This window comes from Dechloromonas hankyongensis (assembly GCF_022012295.1).
GTDB lineage: Bacteria > Pseudomonadota > Gammaproteobacteria > Burkholderiales > Rhodocyclaceae > Azonexus > Azonexus hankyongensis.
Genome location: NZ_JAKLTN010000002.1, coordinates 323,268 through 341,776, shown reverse-complemented (window position 1 = coordinate 341,776; position 18,509 = coordinate 323,268). Strand labels below are relative to the sequence as shown.

The window sequence follows — 18,509 nt, the reverse complement described above, 5'->3', positions numbered from 1 at the left end:
AACAAAAAGCCGGCATACGCCGGCTTTTTTCATGGCCATGAGGCGCGACTCACCCCATGCGTTCGGTACGCGCCCGGTCCCATAGGCGCTTGTTCATATTGTCGATGGGCATTCCCAAGCGTAGGGTCCGCTCCAGTTCGCGCAACAGGGGCATCAATTGCAAACCGACAGTGCCCAGACAGGGCCGCAGGACGGCCGGATCGGTGGATGCCATCAGGTCCTTCAGGCGCGGCACGAACACGTCGCAACTGCCTCGCCCCGCCCCCCGGTAGTCGGCCTTGGCCGCCACCTGGTTGCCGCCATCCCGCTGCGCTTCCCGCAGACGGTCGTAGGCCAGGTTGAGCAACTCCTGCCTCGCCAGGGTTGCCCCGTCCTCGGGAAGCACCGAGATTCCCGCACTGACTGTAAGATCGATACGCTGGCCGCGCACCGCGATCTGCGCTGTGGCCATCGCCTTGCAGATGCGATTGGCAAAACTGGCGCAGGCGGTGGAGTTCGTGTCCGGGGCAACGATGACCACCCGCCCGCCGGGCAATTGGCTGATCACGTCTTCGGGGCGTATCTTGCGCGCCACCATGAAGGAAAATTTCTCCACCGTCCGGGCAACCAGCTCAGCTCCGTAGCGGGCAACCAGTTCGTCGTGCTTGTCGACCCCGAAGGCCAGAATGCCGACCCCCTTGCCCTTGGTTGCGCTGGGCAAAGCCCTGGCCAAACACTCGTCGAGCTTTTCCTGCGCATAGACCGGGTTTGCATTGTCCAGCGCGTCTTCTTCGTCATCCGGAGGCGCGCTTTCAAAGCGTTCCAGTCCCTGCATGTCTTTCAATTTGCCGAGGATGTCGGAGACGCCGACGTCGGTGTGGGTACCCAGGTCCTCTTCCTCCGGCTCGTCGGCGAGCGGCTCCATGACGGCGTCCACCAGCGTTGCATCGGGATCCAGCGCTTCGTCGTGTGTGCCGAATAGATCGTCGACGCGGGTCTGCAACAGGCCGATCAGGCTCTCCATCGAGGCGTTGCTGGAATCCTTGGCCACGAAATCGGTCACCCCGAGATTGCGGGCATGCATGCGTTCGGTCTCGCCGAAGGAATTGGAGACCACCAGAAAAAAGGGCAATGACTTGAGACGGGACAACTTGCTGGCGCGCAGCCGCTCCAGCAGACCTAGACCATCCAGCCGAGTCAGGTTCATGCCGGACACCACGCCAACGATGGCGCTGTCGAGGACCAGCGTCTGCCAGGCCGACTCGCCGCTGGCTTCTTCGCGAACGTCAAAATATTCGGCCAACTGCTTGGCCAGCGAGGCACGAACCACTTTCGAGGCATCGGCAACCAGGACCTTACGCTTCAGTGTCATATCTCTTCCAATTTTTCCACGCAGTTTCAAACGCTTGCTGGACTTCACGGTAAGACAGGAAGTGTAAGCGACCGCCCGCCACATTCGTCAAGGGTCGTGAATGAAAATCGGGGTTAATTTTGCCGAATGTTGCTAGCAGGCTATTTTTTTGAAAGTGTGGAATATGCCACGCCCTACCCGCCTGGCATCGCGGTATCTTGCGGATCAGGAGGTCAGGAACATGACGACATCGGCAAGCATCATCCTCATCAAGAACGAATTCATCGCCACACTCGGTGACGGTCGCCGCATCGAACGCAGCGAACTGCGTGAAATGGCCGCCGCGTTGGCTAGTGCAGGTGTTCACGCCTGCGACGTGCAGTTTGAATGGAACGGCAGCGTCGGACAGCGCATGATCACGGCCGGGCAACAGGTGGCCATGCGCGCCGAGATTCGCCGCCAGGAACGCCTGGCCCAAAAAGGCCTTGCCGTTGCCGCTTAGGCATGGCTCCTGGCACCAACAAAAACCCTACTTACAGCAAGCTTGATTTTGTGCTTTGACTCGGCGATAGTTCGCCTTCATCTGATTTCTGCATAAAACGTATTCCCATGACCGCTACCCGTACCCTCCGCTCCGCCGCTGCCTGTGCAGTGTCGCCGGTCGTCGTACGTGTAATTAAGGTAGGCGTAGTAACGCACGCGCCGTCGCGGACCGGGTAAGCAGAAGCAGCAAGAATTCACTAACCCCCGCCGGCGCAAACCGGCGGGGGTTTTGTTTTGGAGCCCGCCGGTTGAGCCACCAACCAAAAGGAAAGACCTCCATGACAGAAACTCTTACCGGCGCGCAGATCACCATCCGCTTGCTCGAACGCCAGGGCATCCGCATCGTCACCGGCTATCCGGGCGGTGCCATCCTGCCCATCTACGATGCGCTCGGCCAGTCCCCCACCATCCGCCACGTACTCGCCCGCCATGAGCAGGGCGCCGGCTTCATCGCCCAGGGCATGGCTCGTGCCACCGGCGAAGTGGCTGTCTGCATGGCCTCCTCCGGACCCGGCGCGACCAACCTGCTGACCGCCATCGCCGACGCCAAGCTCGACTCCATCCCGCTGGTCGCCATCACCGGCCAGGTCCCCAAGGCGATGATCGGCACCGACGCCTTCCAGGAAGTCGACACCTACGGTCTGTCGATTCCCATCACCAAGCACAACTTTTTGGTCTCCTCGGCCGAGGAACTGCTTGAAGTGATTCCCCGCGCCTTCGCGCTGGCCGCCTCCGGCCGGCCCGGCCCGGTGCTGGTCGACATCCCCAAGGACGTGCAGATGCAGGCCATGGCGATTGCCGAGTGGCCCGCGCCGGGACAGCGCCAGGAGGCACCGGCGGGCGATGGTTGGGCCTTGTCCGAGGCGGCGGCGATGATCAACTCCGCCAAGCGCCCGATTCTCTATCTCGGTGGCGGCGTGGTGCATGCCGGGGCCTCCGAACTGGCGGTCGAGCTGGCGCAGAAAGCCGGCCTGCCGACGGTGATGACCCTGATGGCGCTGGGGGCCATGCCGGTGGACCACGAACTGTCGCTCGGCATGCTCGGCATGCATGGCGCCCGCTATACCAATCTGGCCCTCGATGAATGCGATCTGCTGATCGCCGTCGGCGCCCGCTTCGACGACCGGGCCACCGGCAAGGTCGCCGCTTTCTGTTCACAGGCCAAGATCGTCCATATCGACATCGACCCGGCGGAACTGGACAAGATCAAGATGGCCCATGTCGGCATCACCGCCGACGTGCGCGAAGCCCTCGCCCGGCTGCTCCCGGCTGTTGTCGCCACCCCGCGCGAAGAATGGCGCCAGCGCGTCGATGTGCTGAAAGCGGAATATCCGTTCCAGATGCCGGATGGCGACAAGCCGCTGTCGCACTTCGGATTGATCCGTACCGTCGCCGCCTGCCTCGACGATGAGGCCAGCATTGCCACCGACGTCGGCCAGCACCAGATGTGGGTGGCGCAGGCTTATCCCTTGCGCCGGCCGCGCCAATGGCTGACCTCGGGCGGCCTGGGCACCATGGGCTTCGGCCTCCCGGCCGCCATCGGCGCCGCACTGGCCGAGCCGCGGCGAACGGTGGTCTGCTTCACCGGCGACGGTTCGATCCTGATGAATATCCAGGAACTGGTGACCGCCGCCGAAGAAAACGTGAACCTGAAAATCGTGCTGATGGACAACGCCACGCTCGGCCTGGTGCACCAGCAGCAAACCCTGTTCTACGGCGAACGCCTGTTCGCCTCGCAATTCAAGTCGTCGCCGGACTTCGTCAAAGTGGCCCAGGGTTTCGGCATCGCCGCCGTCGATCTCGACCACGCCGCCAATCCTTGTGCGGCGCTGATGGAAGCCATTTCCCGCCCCGGGCCGTGCCTGATTCACGCCAGCATCGACGCCGAACAGAAGGTCTATCCCATGGTGCCGCCGGGCGCCGCCAACCGCGACATGATCGGAGCCTGACATGAATACCACCAACCGCCACGAACAACAGGCCCTGTCCCGCGCCGTGCTGGAAATCGACGTCAATAACCACGCCGGCGTGATGTCCCACGTCGTCGGCCTGTTCTCGCGCCGCGCCTACAACGTCGAGGGCATTCTCTGCCTGCCGCTGGGCGACGCCAGCCGCAGCCGCATCTGGCTACTGGTCAACGAGGACCAGCGGCTGCCGCAAATGATCAAGCAGGTGGAAAAACTGGAGGACGTCATCGGCATCCAGCGCCATAACGCCGACCATGCCGTGTTCCAGAATCTGGAAAAATTTTTCCAGATCTGAAGCAAGCGATCAGGAAGCTGCCGGGACGCCCTGGCGCTTCCGCTTGTAGTCGTGGATCAGCTCGAGTTCTTCATCGCTGATCGACTCGAAGCGCAGGCCGACCAGACGCAGGTTGCCGATCCGACGCAGGCGCATCACGCTGACGTAGGCCTCGATGCGGCCGCCGAGATCGGGCGATTCGATGCGGCAGATGCCGACCTCGCCGCTGGGCTTGCCGCCCAGGATGTTGGCGTCGATCAGGACGCCGACTCCGGACACCGAAATATCGGCAGCCGGCAGCGTCAGTGTTTGCCCGCCGAGGGTGAGACTGACCTCTCCTTGCAGGCGAACACGAGAAGCTCTGCGGCGTTCTTTCACGGTTTTTTCCAATCCGGATGGCGGGTCGCCATTTTCCCACGAGCCATGCCGTCCGTACAGAAAGCAAGGCGCGGACAACGTAAAGCTGCGAAAAGGTCCGCCCTGCAAGCCGTCGGCATAAAACATAATCTCCTGATGGATCAATGAATTACCCACTCATTGACCCATATCAAAAAGAGGGTGCAGAAAATGGCGGAAAGTGTCGCCACTTTTTGCCAACTTTGCTCCCGGCGTGGACGAGCTGTTGGCGGGCAATACAGCCTGAGGCATAGTACCGACGGCAGCCAAAATCACTACATACTGGAGAACCGACATGCCGATCATTTGGGAGAGCAAGCTCGATACGGGAATCGACGTTATCGACCACCAGCACAGAAGAATCGTCGATTACATCAACGATCTTGAAATTGCCAAGACCAAGGGCGACAAGGCCATGGTCACCGACGTCATCGAGCAGCTGATCGACTACACCCAGTCGCATTTCGGCTTCGAAGAATCGATGATGGAGGAAGCCGGCTACAAATTCATCAAGCCGCACAAGAAGGTCCATGAGCTGTTCATCAAGCGCGTGACCGAGTTCACCATCCGCGCCGCCAAGGGCGAGGATATCGCCGACGAGTTGCACTCCATGCTCGCCAAGTGGCTGATCAACCACATCGCCAGCGAAGATCGCGACTACAGCCCGACCGTCAAGCTGATGGTCGGCCAGGGCGCCGCTGCTCCCGAACAAGCCGTTGCCGTGCCGGCAGCCCGCCCCGGCTTCATCTCCGGTCTGCTCGGCCGCTTCTTCCGCTGACCAGCGAGCCGTCGAAAAGCGTCACGGCCCTGCCGTGCGCTTTTCGCTCCGTCCGCCCTCGGACATCTGCCGACAAGGCATATCAAATCGGCATGCGCCGGCCGGGGCTATACTTCGGCCCATCGCAACCCGAAGCCGAATCATGACGAACAGCATCCACTGGCAAAGCGCCCATGCCTATTCCGACATCCGCTACGAAGTCGCCGAAGGCATTGCCAAGATCACCATCAACCGGCCCGAACGCCGTAACGCCTTCCGGCCCGAGACGGTAAAGCAACTGATCGACGCCTTCCACCGCGCCCACCACGACAACGCCATCGGCGCCATCATCCTGACCGGCGCAGGCACTGAAGCCTTCTGTTCCGGCGGCGACCAGAAAGTGCGCGGCGACGAGGGTTATATCGACGAAGGCGGCACCCCGCACCTTAACGTCCTCGACCTGCAGATGCAGATCCGCCGTCTGCCCAAGCCGGTCGTCGCCATGGTCGCCGGTTTCGCCATCGGCGGCGGCCACGTCCTGCACCTCGTCTGCGACCTGACTATCGCTGCCGACAACGCCCGCTTCGGCCAGACCGGCCCGCGCGTCGGCAGTTTCGATGCAGGCCTCGGCGCCGGGTTGATGGCGCGCACCATCGGCATGAAACGGGCCAAGGAAATCTGGCTGCTCTGCCGCCAGTACGATGCGGCGACCGCGCTCGACTGGGGACTGGTCAATGCCGTCGTGCCCGTAGCCAAACTCGAAGAGGAAACCGTGAACTGGTGCCGCGACATGCTGAAGCTGTCGCCGATGGCCCTGCGCATGATCAAGGCCGGCTTCAATGCTGACACCGACGGTCTGGCCGGCATCCAGGAACTGGCCGGCAACGCCACCGGCCTGTTCTACATGAGCGAAGAAGGCCAGGAAGGCCGCAACGCCTGGCTTGAACGCCGGCCGCCCGACTTCGGGAAGTTCCGCAAGCGGCCGTGAACATCGCCGCTGCCGACTGGCTGCCCTACGCCCTCCCCCTGCGCCGCCCCTGGCGGACCAGCCGGGGTGAAATCGCCGAGCGCGGCGGGCGGCTGTGTCGGCTGCAAACCGTTGATGGCCTGACCGGCTGGGGCGACTCGGCGCCGCTGCCCGAATTCGGCATCAGCACCAGTGCCGCCGACGCCTTTGCCGAAGAAACCGCCCACCTCGACCTCCTGGCCCAGCAGGCCGGACTGCCCTTGCACCAATGGCTGAGCGGCGAGGCCCATGCCGGCAGCCTGGCGGTCAACGGTAACCTCGGTTCCTTGTCCGAAGCCACGCCGACCCTGGTCCAGGCGACAGCCGATCTAGGATACTCAATCGTCAAGCTCAAGGTCGGCGTCGCTCCGGTGAACGATGAGATCGCCCATTTGACGCAACTGGCCGCACACGCACCGGCCGGAGTGAGCTGGCGACTGGATGCCAACCGTGCCTGGTCTTTTGCCGATGCCCAGGCCTTCATCGCCCGCTGTGCCCACCTTCCCATCGAGGGGCTGGAGGAACCGCTGGCCGACCCGGATTCCGCTTCACTCTCCCGATTGCAAGCGGCGGCAGCCTTTCCGCTGGCGCTCGACGAATCGACCGAGTTGATCGATGCACATTTTTTTCGCCATCCGCCGGTCCGGCGCCTGATCATCAAGCCGGCGCGCCATGGCGGCCTGCTGGCCAGCGTCGAACTGGCACTGCGGGCCCAAGCATCGAATATCGAAGCGATCGTGACCAGCAGCCTGGAAAGCGCCTGCGGCCTTGCGGCCTGCGCTCAACTCGCCGCCGCCGTGGCGCCGGAAAAGGTGCACGGTCTGGCGACCGCCGACTGGTTTGCCGCTGATACTGGGGCGGTGCCGCGCATCGCCGGCGGACGGATACCGCTGCCCACGGCGGCAGGTCTGGGCTTCCTGCCCAACAACGACTACGTGTCGTCCGCGCGCTGAAAAAACAGGCCGGAATCAGGCCCCGGCAATCCGCCGCATGGCCATATGGACGCGGATCATGGCCGGCACCTGCAGCGACAGATCGGTGCCCCGCTGGCAACTCAACAACAGGTGCAGCAGGCCGCTGGTGAAGGCCCAGGTGTCGCGCGCCGCATCGAGCGGATCGATGCCCGGACGCAGCATCCCCCGCTCCTGGGCCAGGCGATAGACCCGTTCGATCTTGGCTAGGAAGTCTTGCGCCGGACGCCCGACCTCCTCCTCGACCGAGGCAAACTCATCGACGTATTCGCAGCGGGAAATCATGATTTCGAAAACCTCGCGCACCACTGAACAGTCCTCGAGCACGCGGAAAAATTCAGTGATCGAGGCCTCGATGGCGTCCAGCGGGTTGGCGAACTGCTCTGACAGCAGCAAGGCATCCGTGCGCTCGACCAGCGGCGCAAATACGTCTTCGCGCATGGCGAAGAACAACTCGGCCTTGTCCTTGAAGTGCCAATAAACCGCACCGCGCGTAACGCCCGCCGCCTTGGCAATCTTTTCCAGCGTCGAGCGGCCGACCCCGCATTCATGAAAAACCCGACGCGCTGCGTCGATGAGATCCTTGCGCGTTTCCTCGGCTTCTTGCTTGGTTTTTCTGACCACAATATCTCCCGGCGAACCTTCCGCCTTTTGCTACATCTCAGGGATGAATTTTACACAAAAAAGCATTTACATACATTCATGAATGTTTATAATCGACGCAGCAAGAATAATCAAGGAGAATCGGCGTGTCCCCCACATCACTATTCCAGCGCAAGGCGCTGCCCTTCGTTGTTTCCGCGCTCATTGGCGCCCTGGCGGCAGCCGGATGTTCCAGCGACAAGCAGGCTGGCGGCCCGCCGAAAATGGGACCGATGCCGGTCACCGTCCTCGAAATGCAGCCGCAGAAGGTGCCGACCAGCATCGAAATCATGGCGCAGACCGAAGGCGCCCGCGAAACCGAGGTGCGCGCCCGCGTCGGCGGCATCCTGACCAAGCGCCTGTACCAGGAAGGCGATACCGTAAAGTCTGGCCAGCCGCTGTTCCAGATCGACCGCGCCCCGTATGAGATCGCCCTCTCCGAAGCCAAGGCCAAGGCCGAGCAGACGGCACGTGAAGTCGGCCGCCTGAAGGGCCTGGCCGAAGCCAAGGCCATCGCCCAGAAGGACTACGACGATGCCGTATCGGCCAACGCCATGGCCCAGGCCGCCCTGCGCCAGGCCGAACTGAACCTGTCGTGGACCACCGTCACGGCGCCGGTGGCCGGCACCACCGGCCGCGCCATCAAGTCCGACGGCAACCTGATCTCGACCGCCGACAGCCTGCTCACCTCGATCTACCAGACCAACCCGATCTGGGTCCGCTTCAGCCTGGGCGAAAGCGATCTCGCCAAGTTCCCCGGCGGCCGCATGACGCAGAAGGACATCAAGGGCGTCGAACTGGTCATGGCTAACGGCCAGACCTACGACAAGCGCGGCAAGCTCAACTTCCTCGCCACCAATATCGACACCACCCTCGGCACCCAGCAACTGCGCGCCGAATTCGACAATGCCGGCGGCCAGTTGCTGCCCGGCCAGTTCGTCCGCGTCCGCCTGCTCACCGGCGAGCGCGACGGAGCTTTCCTGGTGCCGCAGACGGCCGTGCTGCAGACGGAACAGGGCACGCTGGTGATGACCGTCGGCGCCGAGAACAAGGTCGCGCCGCGCCCGGTCAAGGCCGGCGAGTGGCACGGCAAGGATTGGGTCATCCTCGGCGGCCTCAAGGCCGGCGACAAGGTGATTGTCGACAACCTGCTCAAGTTGCGACCCGGTGCGCCGGTCGATCCGCATCCACCGGTCGTCCCCGGTGCCGAACAGGCAGCGCCGGCGGCGAAGAAGGACTAGGGGCGAGCCATGGCCAAGTTCTTCATTAACCGACCGATTTTCGCGTCGGTCATTTCGATCATCATCGTCATCGCCGGCCTGGTCGCCTCGCGCGTACTGCCCATCGCGCAGTATCCGGAAATCGCGCCGCCGACCGTGCTGATCACCGCCACCTACCCGGGCGCCTCGGCCGAAACACTGGCCAAGACCGTCGCTGCGCCGATCGAGGAGCAGTTGAACGGCGTCGAGAACATGCTGTATTTCAACTCCTCGGCGACCGCCAACGGCACGGTGAGCATCACTGCCACCTTCGAAGTCGGCACCAACGCCGACCTCGCCGCGGTCAACGTCAATAACCGGGTCAAGGCTGCCGAGCCGCGCCTGCCGGCCGCCGTGCGGACCAACGGGGTGATCGTCCAGAAGCGCTCGAACGACATCCTGAACGTCGTCGCGCTGAAGTCAGAAGGCGGCAAGTACAGCACGCTGTTCCTGTCCAACTACGCCAGCCTGAACATCGCCGACGAATTGAAGCGGATCAAGGGCGTCGGCGACGTGACCATCTTCGGTGCCCAAGACTACTCGATGCGCATCTGGCTGAAGCCGGACCGCATGGCCCAGCTCGGCGTGACAACCAACGAGGTGGCCAACGCCATCGCCGCCCAGAATGCCCAGAACGCCGCCGGCAAGATCGGCCAGGAGCCGTCGCCGGATAATCAGCAGCTGGTCTATACAGTGACCGCCAAGGGCCGCCTGTTGAGCGAAGATGAGTTCGGCAATATCGTCATCCGCGCCAGCGGCCCGGGCGGCCTCCTCCGCCTCAAGGACATCGCTCGTATCGAACTCGGCGCCTACAACTACGACCAGCGCGTGACGCTCGACGGCCAGCCGACCATTGCCATGGGCATCTTCCTGCAGACCGGCGCCAATGCGCTGGAAACGGCCGCTTCCATCCGCACCAAGATGGACGAATTGAAGCAGCGTTTCCCCGAGGGCATGGACTACGTCATTCCCTACGACACCACCTACTTCGTCTCGGCCTCGATCAAGGAAGTCGTCCACACACTGGTCGAAGCCATGCTGCTGGTGCTGGCCGTCGTCTTCATCTTCCTGCAGAGCTGGCGCGCCACGCTGATCCCGATGATCGCCGTGCCGATCTCGCTGATCGGCTCCTTCGCCGGCCTGTGGCTGTTCGGCTTCTCGATCAACATGCTGACGCTGTTCGCCATGGTGCTCGCGATCGGTATCGTCGTGGACGACGCCATCGTCGTGCTCGAGAACGTCGAGCGCCTGATGGCCGAAGAGAAGCTGCCGCCCAAGCAGGCGGCGATCAAGGCCATGAAACAGGTCACCGGCGCGCTGATCGCCATCGTCTTGGTGCTCTGCGCGGTGTTCATCCCGGTCGCCTTCCTCGGTGGCATCGCCGGCCAGCTGTACAAGCAGTTCGCCGTCACCGTCGCCGTCGCCGTCGTGCTCTCCGGCGTCGTCGCGCTGACCCTGACCCCGGCACTCTGCGCTCTGCTGCTCAAGGCGCAGCACACCGAAAACAAGTGGTTCGCGCCGTTCAACCGGGGCTTCGAGCGTCTGACCAGCACCTACACCCGCACCGTCAGCCTGACGCTCAAGCACGGCATCATCGGCGCCACGGTGTTTGCGCTGGTGATCGCGGCGGCTGTCGCCTTCTTCCGCATCATCCCCGGCGGCTTCGTGCCGGCCGAAGACCAGGGCTACCTGATCTCGGCGCTGATCCTGCCCGACGGCGCGACGCTGAAGCGTACCGAGAAGACCGGCGAGAACATGCGCCAGATGTTCGCCAAGGACGAAGCGGTGGCCCACACCTTCATCGTTTCCGGCTTCGACCTGATCGGCGGCGGCAACAAGCCCAATGCCGGCACCATCTTCATTCCGCTTAAGGACTGGTCGGAACGCCAGGGCAAGGCGCAGGACCTGGCCGGCAAGTTCATGGGCTTCGGCATGATGCAGCCGGACGGTCTCGGCCTCGTTTTCAATCCGCCGCCCATCCGCGGCCTCGGCACGGCCGGCGGCTTCGAAGTTTATGTCCAGAACAAGGTGGACGGCGATGCCCGCAAGCTCAACGAGGTCACCCAGGCCTTCATCGCCGAGCTGCAGAAGCATCCGGAATTCACCCGTATTTCGACCTTTTTCCGGCCGACCGTGCCCCAGCTATTCGTCGAGGTCGACGAACAGAAGGCGCTGGCGCTGGGCATCCCGATCGCCGACATCTACTCGACGCTGCAAAGCACGATGGGCGCGCTCTACGTCAATGACTTCAACAAGGCTGGCCGCGTCTATCGCGTGCAGTTGCAGGCCGAAGCCAACTACCGGATGAAGGCTGACGACATCGGCAAGGTCTACGTGCGCAGCACGACGACCAACGCGATGATTCCATTGTCGGCGGTCAGCCGCGTGCAGAACATCGTCGGTCCGGAGCAGATCGAGCGCTTCAACGGCTTCATCGCCGCCAAGGTGATGGGCGACTCGAAGCCGGGCGTCAGCTCGGGCGACGCCATCAAAATCGTCGAGGAAGTTGCCGCCGCGACCCTGCCCGACGGCTACGGCATCGCGTGGACCGGCCAGGTCTTCCAGGAAAAGCGCAGTTCCGGCTCATCGCTGCAGGCATTCGGCTTCGCCATCATCATGGTCTTCCTGATCCTCGCCGCCCAATACGAAAAATGGTCGCTGCCCATCGCCGTCGTGATGGCCGTGCCCTTCGCGCTGATGGGCGCGCTGACGGCAATCTGGGTGCGTGGCATGCCGAACGACATCTACTTCCAGATCGGCCTCGTCGTGCTGATCGGTCTGGCGTCGAAAAACGCCATTCTGATCGTCGAATTCGCCGCCCAGAAGTATGGGGAAGGAATGAGCGCCGCCGAGGCGGCCGTCGAAGCGGCCCGCCTGCGTCTGCGGCCGATCATCATGACTTCACTGGCCTTCGTGCTCGGCGTCTTCCCGCTGGTCAAGGCGACCGGCGCCGGCGCTGGCGCCCGCCAGTCGATGGGTACCGGCGTCTTCGGCGGCATGCTGGCCGCCACCTTCATCGCCACGCTCTTCGTGCCGCTGTTCTTCAAGTGGCTGGAGCGCGGCAAGCAGATCGATCCCCGGAACCTCGACGTTGCCGAGGAGGAGGAGCAAGCATGATGTCCCCCATCCTTACCCGCCTGACGCCGCTGGCGCTCGCACTGGCCCTGAGCGGCTGCGCCATCGGCCCCGACTACCTGCGTCCGGCGAACCTGCTACCCAGCGTCTTCGGCGAAGCCAAGCCGGCCGACAACGTAGCGATTGCTCAGAACCCGGCCATCAACCCGGAATGGTGGACGCTGTTCAACGACAAGCCCCTGGACGATCTGGTTGTCCAGGCGCTGCAAAGCAATGCCAGCCTGCGTCAGGCCATCGCCCGCGTCGAACAGGCCGAGGCTGTTGCCCGCGAGGCCGGAGCTTCCTTCTTCCCGGAAATCGACGGTTCGGCTGGCATCAGCAACAGCAAGGCCAGTACCAAGACAGCAACTTTTGTCTCGTCACAACCGACTGTTCGCCACGCGCGCAGCGCCGGCCTCAGCACGTCTTTCGAACTCGACGTTTGGGGCCGTATCCGCCGCGCCAACGAATCGGCCCGCGCCAGCCTGCTGGCCAGCCAGTATTCGCGCGATGCCGTCCGGCTGAGCGTCGCCGGCCTGGTCACCGACACCTATCTGGCGCTCCGCGCCTACGATGCCCAGCTGGCGGTCAGCAGCGAAACGGTGAAGAGTCGCGAGGAAAGTCTCAAGTTGGTCAAGACGCGGGTCGATGCCGGCCTCGCCTCGCCGCTCGACGGTTATCAGGCGGAAGGCGCCCTGGCTGCGGCACAGGCACAACTCACCGAACAGCGCCGTCTGCGCACGCTGGCCGAACATCAGTTGGCCCTGCTCACCGGCAATCCGGAACTGAAGATTGCCGCTGGCGACCTGAAGCTATTGCCCTTGCTGCCGGAACCGCCGGCCGGCCTGCCCTCCGACCTGATCGAAGGCCGCCCGGATGTGCGTCAGGCGGAACAGGAGCTGATTGCAGCCAATGCCGGCATCGGCATCGCCAAGGCCGGTTACTTCCCGAAATTCACGCTGACCGGCAGTATCGGCAGCGAGAGCAAGGTGCTGTCCGACCTGTTCAGCGCCGGTTCCGGCACTTGGTCCATCGGCCTGGCTGCGTTGATGCCCATCCTCGATTTCGGCCGGACTTCCGCCCGCGTCGATCAGGCCAAGGCGGTCAACCAGCAATCGCTGATCGCCTGGCAGAACAGCCTGCAAACTGCCTACAAGGAAGTCCGCGATGCGCTGGTCAGCCTGCGCGAGTATGGTGAGGAAGAAGGCGCTCAGGGCATCCGGGTCGATCGCGCCGAAAAGGCGATGGCCATTTCCCGCCTGCGCTACGAAGCCGGCCAGACCGGATATCTGGAAGTGCTGGATGCCCAGCGCACGCTGAACGATGCCCAACTGGCGGCCATCAGTGTCAGGCAGGCCCGCCTGAGCACCTCGGTCAGCCTGTTCAAAGCGCTGGGTGGTGGCTGGAAGGCCGATGCCCCGACTTGAGTTGCCGGAATCCGGGCTGCCCTCCACGGCAGCCCTCCCATAAAAAATGGCCGTTTCGACGGCCATTTTTCATTGCATTGCATAGGCGGCGCTTAGGCCGACCGGGACATCACTTCTCGGGCTTGTCTGCCTGATAGCCGGTGAACATGTTCCGGGTCTGGCTTTGCAGTTGGTCCTGCATGGACTGGAACATCTTCTTGGACTGGTCCATATAGGCCGTCATCATGCTCTGCATGGCCGGCTGTTGGAAATTCAGGAACTGGTTCCAGAAATCCGTCTGCATGTGGGTGTTGTCGGCGGCACCGTACATGGTCCGCGACTGGTCCTGCAGTTTCTGCTGGAAATCAACGAAGGTCTTCATGTTGTTTTCCAGGTACTTGCCGAGCATGCCCTGCATGGTGCTGCCGTAGAAACGGATGAAGCCGGAAAGCAGTTCGCTGGAGAACATCGGCACGCCGCCAGTTTCCTCTTCGAGAATGATCTGGAGCAGGATGCTGCGGGTCAGGTCATCACCAGTCTTGGCATCGACCACCTTGAAGACTTCGAATTTGAGGACGAGATCCTTGACGTCGCCCAGCGTGATGTACGCACTCGTCTTGGTATCGTAAAGACGACGGTTGGGGTATTTCTTGATCAGGCGTACCGGTTCCGACATGCTGCGATCCTCAAAACGATTGTTTGTGTGCAGCGCAACATTATACGAAAAAAATGCCCCCCCATAGGCGCCCATTTGCTGTTGCAATGCAGAAATTGAGCAATATTTCATGCTGAAATCCACACTTGTCGCCAGCAAATCGATGTCGCCCCAAGACTCAAAGGCCAGATGCCCTGGCGACTAATCAACTGCTTGGTGCAGCGCGCCGTCTCGCTCGATTAGCGCTTGGCCGTGCCCCTCCGCTCAAACAACCTGCACTGCTGTGCCGATGCGTCCTGCACGACACGAATCGGCGATTGCTGGCTCCTGAAGCCGAAGGCTTTACAGCCGTACCTGAATACCGGGTCATGCGTAATGTAGTGATGTACGCATCCCATACAGCTTGGCTCCTTATCGCCCATTACTGGTCGGCACCAAGCGCTCTCATAATCTTGCCGGTGGCTTTCGCCGAAATCGGGATGGCGATGTAAGCCGCAACCACCGCCAAGGGCCAGGCCACGACGAAGGCGTGCAACCAGCGGCTGATGTAATCCGGTGGAAATCCAAGATTCATCCAGGTTACGAAGGCAGTCATCAGGAAAGCCATGATTCCCGCCATCAGTACTGGCTGGACATGTTTTGGCTTAAGGTTCATTGATCGTCCCACATACATCACGGTTAATTTTCTGGCCGGTATCAATCGGAAACACCGGAGATCAGCATGGACACCGGTTCGCGCTCCTCACAACGGCCAGAAGAAAATAAAAAAGCCCTGCTTTACAGGGCTTTTTGTGTTTCATGCGTCTTGCTGCAACGCATGGACAACCATCGATCTACGGGTTACTGGTAGTACAGGCCGCCGTTGATGTTGATGGTGGCGCCGGTGGTGAAGCCGGACAGTTCGTTCGACAGGTAGGCACAGGCGTAGCCGATTTCTTCCGGCTTGGCCAGGCGCTTCATCGGGACGGAGTCGACGATGGTCTGCAGAACTTCCGGCTTGATCGCCATGACCATCTTGGTGGCTACGTAGCCCGGGGCGATGGCGTTGACGGTCACGCCCTTGGCAGCCAGCTCGGCGGCCAGTGCCTTGGTGAAGCCGATCACGCCAGCCTTGGCGGCGGAGTAGTTGGTCTGGCCAGCCTGACCCTTGACGCCGTTGACGGAGGAGATGTTCACGATACGACCCCAGCCGCGCTCGGCCATCTTGGCGGAGACTTGCTTGGTCATGTTGAACAGCGAGGTCAGGTTGGTGGCGATCACCGCATCCCAGCCGTCACGTTCCATCTTGGCGAACATACGGTCGCGGGTGATGCCGGCGTTGTTGATCAGGATATCGACCTGACCACAAGCAGCTTCAGCCTCGGAAACCATACGCTGGCAGTCTTCCAGAACAGAGACGTCACCGGCGACACAGACGAAATCCTTGAAGCCGGCGGCAGCCATGTCGGCCAGCCAGGCATCCTTGTTGTCGAATTGCGGGTGATAAGCGGCAACCACCTTATTGCCGGCCTTGGCCAGTTCTTGGCAGATTGCGGTTCCCAGACCACCCATAGCACCGGTAACGAGAGCAACACGTTGCGTCATAGTTATTTCCTTCCTTGTGAAATACAGCGGGGTAAAAAAAGTTGCGCCGGTCAGAACATGTGCTGACCGCCGTTGATGGAAATATTGGCACCGGTCACGAACGCCGCTTCATCGGAAGCGAGGTAGGCCACCAGGCCGGCGATTTCTTCCGGTTTCCCCAGGCGATTGACCGGGATCTGCGGCAGAATTTTGGAATCAAGGATTTCCTGCGGAATGGCCGTCACCATCTTGGTGCCGATATAGCCCGGCGAAATAGTATTCACCGTCACCCCCTGCTTGGCGACCTCGAGGGCCAGCGCCTTGGTGAAGCCATGCATGCCGGCCTTGGCCGCGGAATAGTTGGTCTGACCGAAAGCCCCCTTCTGGCCATTGACCGAGGAGACGTTGACCACCCGCCCCCACTTGCGCTCGATCATGCCGTCCATAACCTGCTTGGTCATGTTGAAGACGGAATCGAGATTGGTCCGCATGACCGCATCCCAGTCGGCCTTGGTCATTTTCTTGAAAGTCATGTCGCGGGTGATGCCGGCGTTGTTGACCAGCACATCGACCGGGCCGACTTCGCGTGTCACGGTATCGACACAGACTTTGGCCGAATCGAAATCGGTCACATCGCACGGGTAGGCTTTGAAGCCGTAGCCCATGTTGTTCATGCCCTTCAGCCAGGTATCCACCTTGCCATTACCCGGCGAATACGTTGTCACCACCTTGTAGCCCAGCGCCGCCATCTTGATGCATATGGCCTCGCCCAGCCCCCCCATACCACCGGTAATCAGTGCAACACGCGACATCATTCTCTCCACGGGAAGTTTTATACCGCGCGTTCCTTGACATAACGTCCGGGGGCCGGCTCGATGGCCTTGTATTTGGTATTCCCCAGTTTGCGCGGTGCCCGCTGCTCTCCCGACAACGGTTTCAGCCAGCCGGCCCAGTCGGCCCACCAGCTTCCCTTCCTTTCCTCCGCCGCGGCCAGCCAGCCGTCGGCATCGGTAGTCACATTCTCATTGATCCAGTAGCTGCGCTTGTTCTTGCTGACCGGGTTGATCACCCCGGCGATGTGGCCGGAAGCGCCCAGCACGTAGCGCACCTTGCCGCTCAGCAGGCGCGTGCTCTGGTAGGCCGACTGCCACGGCACGATGTGGTCTTCGCGGGTGGCCAGCAGATAGACCGGCATGTCGAGCTTGCCGAGATCGACCTGCTCGCCGCACATGGTCAGCTTGCCCGGCACGCACAGGTTGTTTTCCAGATACATGTTGCGCATGTACCAGGCGGCGAACGGCCCCGGCAGATTGGTCGAATCGGAATTCCAGTACAGCAGGTCGAAGGCTTGCGGCTTCTGCCCCTTCAGGTAGTTGCCGGTGACGTAGTTCCAGACCAGGTCGTTGGCGCGCAGGAAGGAGAAGGTGTTCTGCAGGTCGCGGGCGGGCAGCAGGCCGCCCTGGCCGATGGTCGATTCGCGGGTGGTAACGCCCTGCTCATCGATGAACAGGCCGATTTCGCCGGTATCGGAGAAATCGAGCAGCGTGGTGAGCAGGGTCAGCGAGGCGACCGGGCTCTCGCCGCGCGCCTTGAGCACGGCCAATGCCGAAGTCAGGATGGTGCCGCCGACGCAGAAGCCGAGGGCATTGACCTGCTTGACCTTGGTGATTTCGCGGGCGACACGCAACGCGGCAATCGGCCCGTTTTCGAGGTAGTCGTCCCAGCCCAGGTGGCCTTGTGCCTCCGTCGGATTGCGCCAGGAAACGAGAAATACGGTATTACCCTGCTCGACCATGAAGCGGATCAGCGAATTGTCCGGCTGCAGGTCCATGATGTAGAACTTGTTGATGCACGGCGGCACGACAACCAGCGGCCGCGAAGCGACCTTGGGGGTCAGCGGCGCATACTGGATCAACTGCATCGCTTCGTTTTCGTAAACGACCGCTCCTTCGGTGGTGGCGATGTTCTTGCCGACCTCGAAAACCGATTCGTCGGTCATCGAGATGCGGCCCTTCTCGAAATCCTTGATTAGGTTGTTGATGCCGTCGGTAATGCTCTGGCCTTTGGTTTCAATGGCCAGCTTGATGAATTCGGGATTGGTCGCCGCAAAATTGGAAGGCGCCATGGCGTCGGCCATCTGGCGCGCCAGGAAACGCATGCGTTCCTTGGCCTTTTCATCCTGGGCCGGCATCACCTCGACCATCTGCTTCAGGTACTGCGTATTGAGCAGGTAAGCCTGGTGCAGGTAATCGTAAATCGGGCTTTCCTTCCATTCCGGCGCCGAAAAACGGCGATCGCCGGGCTCCGGGGCGACCTTGAAGGCCGGCTCCTGGCCCTGTTGCTTGCCGAGAACGGACTGCCACAACGACATCTGCTGATCCATGAACTGCTTTTGCAGTCCGGTCAATGCCTGCGGATCGGCCACCGGCGGCGGCATTGCGGCGGCCTGGCCGCCTGACTTGCCGAGATAATCCATGAACTGCTGCATCATGTTCTGGCCGGCTTGCATGAACTGCGCGGCAGAACCCATGAATACGTCGTTGTTGTTCGATCCCTGCGCCATGGGAAGTCTCGTATCTGTGTTATCGGGGCTGGAGCTTTTGGATTCTCCATACCCTCTTCGGCG

At 62.0% G+C, this 18,509-nt stretch carries 17 protein-coding genes; 9 read left to right on the top strand and 8 right to left on the bottom strand.

Annotation, left to right across the window (positions count from 1 at the left end; translation table 11 throughout):
• Positions 1 to 49: 49 nt before the first annotated feature.
• On the bottom strand, positions 50 to 1,351 hold the full coding sequence (locus LZ012_RS10085; RefSeq protein ID WP_275710331.1) for a diguanylate cyclase: 1,302 nt from the start codon (positions 1,349 to 1,351) through the stop codon (positions 50 to 52).
• Between the two features lie 220 nt (positions 1,352 to 1,571).
• Between LZ012_RS10085 and LZ012_RS10080 the strand changes: the two genes are divergently transcribed.
• The 3 genes from LZ012_RS10080 (at position 1,572) to ilvN (ending at position 4,135) form a co-directional block, all read left to right on the top strand.
• Positions 1,572 to 1,832, top strand: a complete 261-nt coding sequence (locus LZ012_RS10080) for a hypothetical protein (protein ID WP_275710329.1) — start codon at positions 1,572 to 1,574, stop codon at positions 1,830 to 1,832.
• Between the two features lie 319 nt (positions 1,833 to 2,151).
• Entirely contained in the window at positions 2,152 to 3,822 is a 1,671-nt protein-coding gene (gene ilvB, locus LZ012_RS10075) for an acetolactate synthase large subunit (protein ID WP_275710327.1), read from the top strand.
• Position 3,823: 1 nt separating this feature from the next.
• Positions 3,824 to 4,135 carry an acetolactate synthase small subunit gene (ilvN, locus tag LZ012_RS10070; RefSeq protein ID WP_275710325.1) on the top strand — a complete coding sequence of 104 codons (312 nt, stop codon included), beginning with the start codon at positions 3,824 to 3,826 and terminating at the stop codon, positions 4,133 to 4,135.
• Positions 4,136 to 4,144: 9 nt separating this feature from the next.
• Here the strand turns inward: ilvN and LZ012_RS10065 are convergent, their stop codons facing one another.
• Positions 4,145 to 4,492 carry a PilZ domain-containing protein gene (locus tag LZ012_RS10065; protein ID WP_275710323.1) on the bottom strand — a complete coding sequence of 116 codons (348 nt, stop codon included), beginning with the start codon at positions 4,490 to 4,492 and terminating at the stop codon, positions 4,145 to 4,147.
• A 313-nt stretch (positions 4,493 to 4,805) separates the two neighbouring features.
• Between LZ012_RS10065 and LZ012_RS10060 the strand changes: the two genes are divergently transcribed.
• From LZ012_RS10060 to LZ012_RS10050, 3 genes are all read left to right on the top strand, one after another.
• A complete protein-coding gene (locus LZ012_RS10060) occupies positions 4,806 to 5,288 on the top strand; it encodes a bacteriohemerythrin (protein ID WP_275710321.1) in 483 nt (160 codons plus the stop codon).
• Between the two features lie 142 nt (positions 5,289 to 5,430).
• Positions 5,431 to 6,255 (top strand): 1,4-dihydroxy-2-naphthoyl-CoA synthase, encoded by an 825-nt coding sequence (gene menB / locus LZ012_RS10055; protein ID WP_275710319.1) that lies wholly within the window; start codon positions 5,431 to 5,433, stop codon positions 6,253 to 6,255.
• Positions 6,252 to 7,226 (top strand): o-succinylbenzoate synthase, encoded by a 975-nt coding sequence (locus tag LZ012_RS10050; protein WP_275710317.1) that lies wholly within the window; start codon positions 6,252 to 6,254, stop codon positions 7,224 to 7,226. Before menB ends, LZ012_RS10050 begins: the two co-directional genes overlap by 4 nt.
• A gap of 15 nt (positions 7,227 to 7,241) precedes the next feature.
• On the opposite strand, the gene LZ012_RS10045 is transcribed toward LZ012_RS10050, so the two are convergent.
• Positions 7,242 to 7,868 (bottom strand): TetR family transcriptional regulator, encoded by a 627-nt coding sequence (locus LZ012_RS10045; protein ID WP_275710315.1) that lies wholly within the window; start codon positions 7,866 to 7,868, stop codon positions 7,242 to 7,244.
• Between the two features lie 125 nt (positions 7,869 to 7,993).
• On the opposite strand from LZ012_RS10045, the gene LZ012_RS10040 reads away from it, so the two are divergent.
• From LZ012_RS10040 to LZ012_RS10030, 3 genes are read left to right on the top strand one after another with little or no spacing between them, the layout of a single operon-like run.
• Entirely contained in the window at positions 7,994 to 9,127 is a 1,134-nt protein-coding gene (locus tag LZ012_RS10040; protein WP_275710313.1) for an efflux RND transporter periplasmic adaptor subunit, read from the top strand.
• A 9-nt stretch (positions 9,128 to 9,136) separates the two neighbouring features.
• Positions 9,137 to 12,262: an efflux RND transporter permease subunit gene (locus tag LZ012_RS10035; RefSeq protein ID WP_275710311.1), complete on the top strand. Its 3,126-nt coding sequence runs from the start codon at positions 9,137 to 9,139 to the stop codon at positions 12,260 to 12,262.
• The gene (locus tag LZ012_RS10030) at positions 12,259 to 13,686 is read left to right on the top strand and encodes an efflux transporter outer membrane subunit (protein WP_275710309.1); all 1,428 of its coding nucleotides are present in this window, start codon (positions 12,259 to 12,261) and stop codon (positions 13,684 to 13,686) included. Before LZ012_RS10035 ends, LZ012_RS10030 begins: the two co-directional genes overlap by 4 nt.
• A gap of 109 nt (positions 13,687 to 13,795) precedes the next feature.
• On the opposite strand, the gene phaR is transcribed toward LZ012_RS10030, so the two are convergent.
• The 5 genes from phaR to phaC form a co-directional block, all read right to left on the bottom strand.
• Positions 13,796 to 14,341, bottom strand: coding sequence for a polyhydroxyalkanoate synthesis repressor PhaR (gene phaR, locus LZ012_RS10025; protein WP_275710307.1), 546 nt, complete (start codon positions 14,339 to 14,341; stop codon positions 13,796 to 13,798).
• A gap of 400 nt (positions 14,342 to 14,741) precedes the next feature.
• A complete protein-coding gene (locus LZ012_RS10020) occupies positions 14,742 to 14,975 on the bottom strand; it encodes a DUF2798 domain-containing protein (protein ID WP_476728685.1) in 234 nt (77 codons plus the stop codon).
• Positions 14,976 to 15,160: 185 nt separating this feature from the next.
• On the bottom strand, positions 15,161 to 15,904 hold the full coding sequence (gene phbB / locus LZ012_RS10015; RefSeq protein WP_275710305.1) for an acetoacetyl-CoA reductase: 744 nt from the start codon (positions 15,902 to 15,904) through the stop codon (positions 15,161 to 15,163).
• A 50-nt stretch (positions 15,905 to 15,954) separates the two neighbouring features.
• Positions 15,955 to 16,695, bottom strand: a complete 741-nt coding sequence (gene phbB, locus LZ012_RS10010) for an acetoacetyl-CoA reductase (RefSeq protein ID WP_275710303.1) — start codon at positions 16,693 to 16,695, stop codon at positions 15,955 to 15,957.
• Positions 16,696 to 16,715: 20 nt separating this feature from the next.
• Positions 16,716 to 18,446 (bottom strand): class I poly(R)-hydroxyalkanoic acid synthase, encoded by a 1,731-nt coding sequence (gene phaC / locus LZ012_RS10005; protein WP_275710301.1) that lies wholly within the window; start codon positions 18,444 to 18,446, stop codon positions 16,716 to 16,718.
• Between the last annotated feature and the right edge of the window lie 63 nt (positions 18,447 to 18,509).